General features: G+C 59.6%; 6 protein-coding genes and 1 pseudogene. All 7 read right to left on the bottom strand.

All coding sequences use genetic code 11. The annotated features are described in order from the left end of the window. Positions 1-120 (bottom strand): annotated as a pseudogene (locus EOA86_RS25970) (hypothetical protein); the annotation flags it as partial. 10 nt (positions 121-130) lie between these two features. After that, on the bottom strand, positions 131-1,021 hold the full coding sequence (locus EOA86_RS25965) for an SDR family NAD(P)-dependent oxidoreductase (RefSeq protein ID WP_128344303.1): 891 nt from the start codon (positions 1,019-1,021) through the stop codon (positions 131-133). Then, positions 1,018-1,797: a hypothetical protein gene (locus EOA86_RS25960; protein WP_127209483.1), complete on the bottom strand. Its 780-nt coding sequence runs from the start codon at positions 1,795-1,797 to the stop codon at positions 1,018-1,020. The genes EOA86_RS25965 and EOA86_RS25960 overlap by 4 nt, the downstream gene beginning before the upstream one ends. Before the next feature lie 10 nt (positions 1,798-1,807). Continuing rightward, positions 1,808-2,395, bottom strand: coding sequence for a protein-S-isoprenylcysteine O-methyltransferase (locus EOA86_RS25955; protein ID WP_128344305.1), 588 nt, complete (start codon positions 2,393-2,395; stop codon positions 1,808-1,810). Between the two features lie 159 nt (positions 2,396-2,554). After that, complete coding sequence (locus EOA86_RS25950) at positions 2,555-3,139, bottom strand: hypothetical protein (RefSeq protein WP_128344301.1); 585 nt, start codon at positions 3,137-3,139, stop codon at positions 2,555-2,557. 142 nt (positions 3,140-3,281) lie between these two features. Further along, positions 3,282-3,419 (bottom strand): ABC transporter, encoded by a 138-nt coding sequence (locus tag EOA86_RS25945; RefSeq protein WP_084831507.1) that lies wholly within the window; start codon positions 3,417-3,419, stop codon positions 3,282-3,284. A 201-nt stretch (positions 3,420-3,620) separates the two neighbouring features. Then, positions 3,621-3,835 (bottom strand): L,D-transpeptidase (locus EOA86_RS25940; protein WP_164891985.1); only part of this gene is annotated, 215 nt, incomplete at its 5' end.

The following is a 3,835-nucleotide window of genomic DNA, read 5'->3' as shown; positions in this document are numbered from 1 at the left end:
AGATTGCGGCATCGCGTCCGGCCGTGAGCAGGACACGGCGAAGCCTGGCGGGCGAGTCTTGGCCTGCGTGACATATTTGATCTTCAGCCGGCGCCCCGCCACTGCGGGCGGCGGATGATGCCCAGGATGGTCAGGGGATAATTCCTCGAGGCCCGCGGCGAAGCTGAATCTGGCGGGTACCGCAGCATTTCTTGAACTTCATACCTGAGCCGCAAGGACATGGATCATTGCCGCCACGTTGCAGCCGGCCGACCAGGGGCAGCATCGCTGCGGAAGGCAGGAGCGCCGCCGCAAGGGCAGCCAACTTGGCCGAGATTCCCGGTACGACGAGACGACGACCGGATTTGAACCCTCGCCACGCACATTCGGCCACATACTCCGGATCCACCTTGGGCAAGATGTTGAAGAGCACCGTCTGATAGGCGCCTGACCTTGCGAGAAACTCCGTCGACACCGGGCCCGGTGCCACGCATGTGACCGTCACGCCGGTTCGGCGCAACTCCTGATGAAGCGCCTCTGAGAAGAAGCGCACGAAACCTTTGCTAGCGAAGTACAGAGCCATATAAGGCCCGGGAACGAACCCGGCGACGGAACTGAGATTGAGCACCCCACCCCGTCGGCGCGCCACCATTCCCGGCAGAAAATGGAGGGTCAGTTCTGTGAGGGAATGTATGTTGAGATCGATGATGCCGAGTTGACCATCAATAGGCAGCGCCGTCGCCGCGCCCCTCAGGCCATAGCCGGCGCTGTTGACCAGGACATCACAGACCAGGCCGTGTGCGGACAGAAAGCCCTCCAGGCGCGTTGGCGCATCGCCTGCCACGAGATCCAACTCGAGCGTGAATGCCTCGCCACCTCCCTTCCGAACTTCGGACGCCGCGGCGGCCAAACCCTCGGGCGAGCGGGCAACCAGCACAACCGCACCGCGCTCCCGTGCAGCGACGCTCGCAATTGCCCGGCCAATTCCACCCGAGCCGCCAATCACGACGACGGCTGGCCGGAATTCACGGTGCGAAATCATGTTGCGTTCCTCTGTCTTGCAGGAGCGGCAACATTTTGACCGAGCAGCATCACTTCATTGGCGACAGAGCCGTTCAGAATCTTTTCGAATCTCTCCAGTGCTCGTGCGACGTTCGCTCCATCCATGACCCGGTGATCGTAGTGGATGCGGACATTCACCGAACCGTCTTTTTCGATCGGGCCGTAGTTTAGAAGCGTGGTCAATGGTGTCAGCGGGTTGAGTGATTCCGCACCGAGACCAGAATAGACGGACAGTTGGAAGGTACCGAAGTAATTTGCCCTTTGCCGGCCGATGTTCAACCCTAGCCACATAAGCAGCCACCTGACTGGCGCGGGCGCACCTGCCATCCGCAAGGCACGCCGGAACTCCGGGACCTCCAGGATCGGCCGTGATCGAGCCGCGTGGATGGATTCCTCAAGTTGCGTGATAGAGTAGCGCTCCGGGCACTTGATGCAGCTCAGCAGAACGGCCGGCTCGCCATTATATTCGCGCTCGTGGGCAATCGAGGCTACGCTTGCCGGATACTCGTAAAGCTGCGGCCAGGGCAACTTGACATAGGCGCGTCGCAGCTCCGGCACCTCTTGGGCGAGAAGCGCGTATCCCTTCAGGAAGATCGCGGTCCATGAGGGCCTGGTCTGCTGCACCATTCTGGCCCTTACGAGTGGGCCGAGGTTCATCTGACGCTGCACCGCGACCCGTGGCACGCCGATCGAAAACCTCATCAGATCGCCAACAAGGCGCCGGGGCGCCGAAAGCTTGAGGGCTCGGCCTCGCATCAAAAGACCTCTAGTAAAGATAAGGGACTATTCGCTTGGTCTTTTCCATATAGGCACGGTATTGCGAGCCGAAATTCTCCAGCATCATACGCTCTTCCTTATCCACTCTCAGCAGGAAAAGCACTGCGAAACCGATCAAACCGGATATGCCCGCAACCCAGTTCGGCAGCAGAAAGGCCTGGCCGAGCCCCATAAGCAGGAACGAGGTGTACATCGGGTGACGGACCAAGGCATATGGCCCGGCGCTGACCAGTTCATGCCGTTCGCGAATCTCGAGCGTAATCGACCAGTTACGGCCAAGTTCCCTGTGGGATACACGAAAAATCCACAGCGCAGAGCAGAAGATGATGGTTCCGAGCGCCACGGACCACGCGCTGGCCAGATGGTCAGCCGCTGCGGGGATGCCGGTGGCGACATAGAAGCCAGGCAGGATCGCGAGGCCAAGGAGAGCCGATGCAAGCCCGACAGTGTCGGAACTTGAGCGGCCGCCAGCTACAATTCGAACGCGCCTTGCCCGGCGCTCGAAGGGATACCGGATCACGTACCAAGCAACGATGCCGATCACCCATATGATCTCGCCAAGTGAGGCTACAGCAATGGTCACTTCAGGTCACCGGAGCCTTTTCTCGATCTGGGACCACGACAAGCTGTCGCAACGATGTCACCGTCCGAATTGTCGACCGATTGACATTCAGAGCGCGTTCCTTTCGGACTTAACCGGGCAATGAGACGCGAAAGCGGTTTTGCCAATCGCATTTCAACCCCCGTTCATCTCCCGAAGCTTGGTTATGAATTGTTGCGGCCGGAGCCAGGTACCGGGGGTCTTATACCCCATGGATCTGGCGATGTCCGCTACGAATGCGTTGCAGTTGTAGAGCGAGGCGTGCCAAAGCGGAGAACTGGCCTGCAACTTTCGTATGCTCGCGACGACTTTCCTATATTCGGCTTCGGTAAGTAAAACTCGCCAGCTTGCCGACCGGTAGGCATCTTCCAGGTCGCCGTCCGTCCACCCGGTCGAGGCTGGCACGGGCGCCAAATGGCCGAGAACATAGACATTGGGATCATCGGACTTCGGAGCGAGCCCCGCGACTTCGGGGTTGACCATCCGTCCCGCCTGGTTCAATTGTCCAAAAATCACGTAGGAATGGCCGTAGGTAAGGGCGTATCGGGAGCGGAACTCGATGAAATGCCGCTGGGCCGCGCGCGCCGGCATCGCCGCGGTTTTCAGTGCCCGATCATTGGACACAAAAGTCGGCAGGGGCTTGTTGTCCTGCGACTGACATGACGCCGCGACAAGTGCGAGCAGGGCCACAATTGTTGAACGGCCACTTACAAGCGTCATCTCATCCACAACTCCGAGGACCGCAGACCTAGTGCCAGCCTATGCCCGCCAACCGCAGGCAGGCTGCGAATCCGGCCTTGGCCCCTGCATATCGATGGGGAAGGGCCCAGCGGCCCTTCCCCAAATCACCGAAAGCCGGTGCTTATTTAATCACTGGCTCTTCTACGGCAGCCGGTTCCGGCGGAGGAGCCTTCCCCTTTCCTTTACCGATCACGTTCGCGCAGCCGCTCAGGCTGGTAACGGCGAGGGTGGCAACCATTACAATCAACATTCTGTTCATCAAGCAATCCTTTCCCCAGGGGCGGAACAGCCTATAGAATCGCCACAAATAAAAAATTATATGCAGCCCCGCCAAGTTAGCTGCGATCTACACCAACGCCTAGTGCAGAAATGACACAGTCGGCGCCCGGTTGCAGGCGGCACCTTTGCGGTGACGTGCCGGCAGGGCTCACCCATCCAACGAAGATCAGGCCTGCCACCATCAAACGACCACCACCGTCGTGCCCAAAGGAGTACGGTCGTAGAGGTCGATGATGTCGTCATTTGTCAAACGGATGCACCCGTTCGATACCGCTGTGCCTATCGTCCATGGCTCGTTTGTACCATGTATCCGGAAGTGGGTGTCGCGCCCGTTGCGATAGAGATAAAGGGCACGCGCACCAAGCGGGTTGTTTGGTCCGCCAGGGACCCCCCCTG

The sequence above is a fragment of the Mesorhizobium sp. M5C.F.Ca.IN.020.32.2.1 genome (assembly GCF_004023105.1).
In the GTDB taxonomy this organism is placed as follows: Bacteria; Pseudomonadota; Alphaproteobacteria; order Rhizobiales; family Rhizobiaceae; genus Mesorhizobium; species Mesorhizobium wenxiniae.
This window is presented reverse-complemented; position numbering and strand designations above follow the sequence as displayed.

Bases quoted from the DNA above. Each gene is read 5' to 3' on its own strand.
- EOA86_RS25950 (WP_128344301.1), bottom strand. From the start codon at position 3,139: ATGACGCTTGTAAGTGGCCGTTCAACAATTGTGGCCCTGCTCGCACTT.
- EOA86_RS25960 (WP_127209483.1), bottom strand. From the start codon at position 1,797: ATGCGAGGCCGAGCCCTCAAGCTTTCGGCGCCCCGGCGCCTTGTTGGC.
- EOA86_RS25965 (WP_128344303.1), bottom strand. From the start codon at position 1,021: ATGATTTCGCACCGTGAATTCCGGCCAGCCGTCGTCGTGATTGGCGGC.
- EOA86_RS25945 (WP_084831507.1), bottom strand. From the start codon at position 3,419: ATGAACAGAATGTTGATTGTAATGGTTGCCACCCTCGCCGTTACCAGC.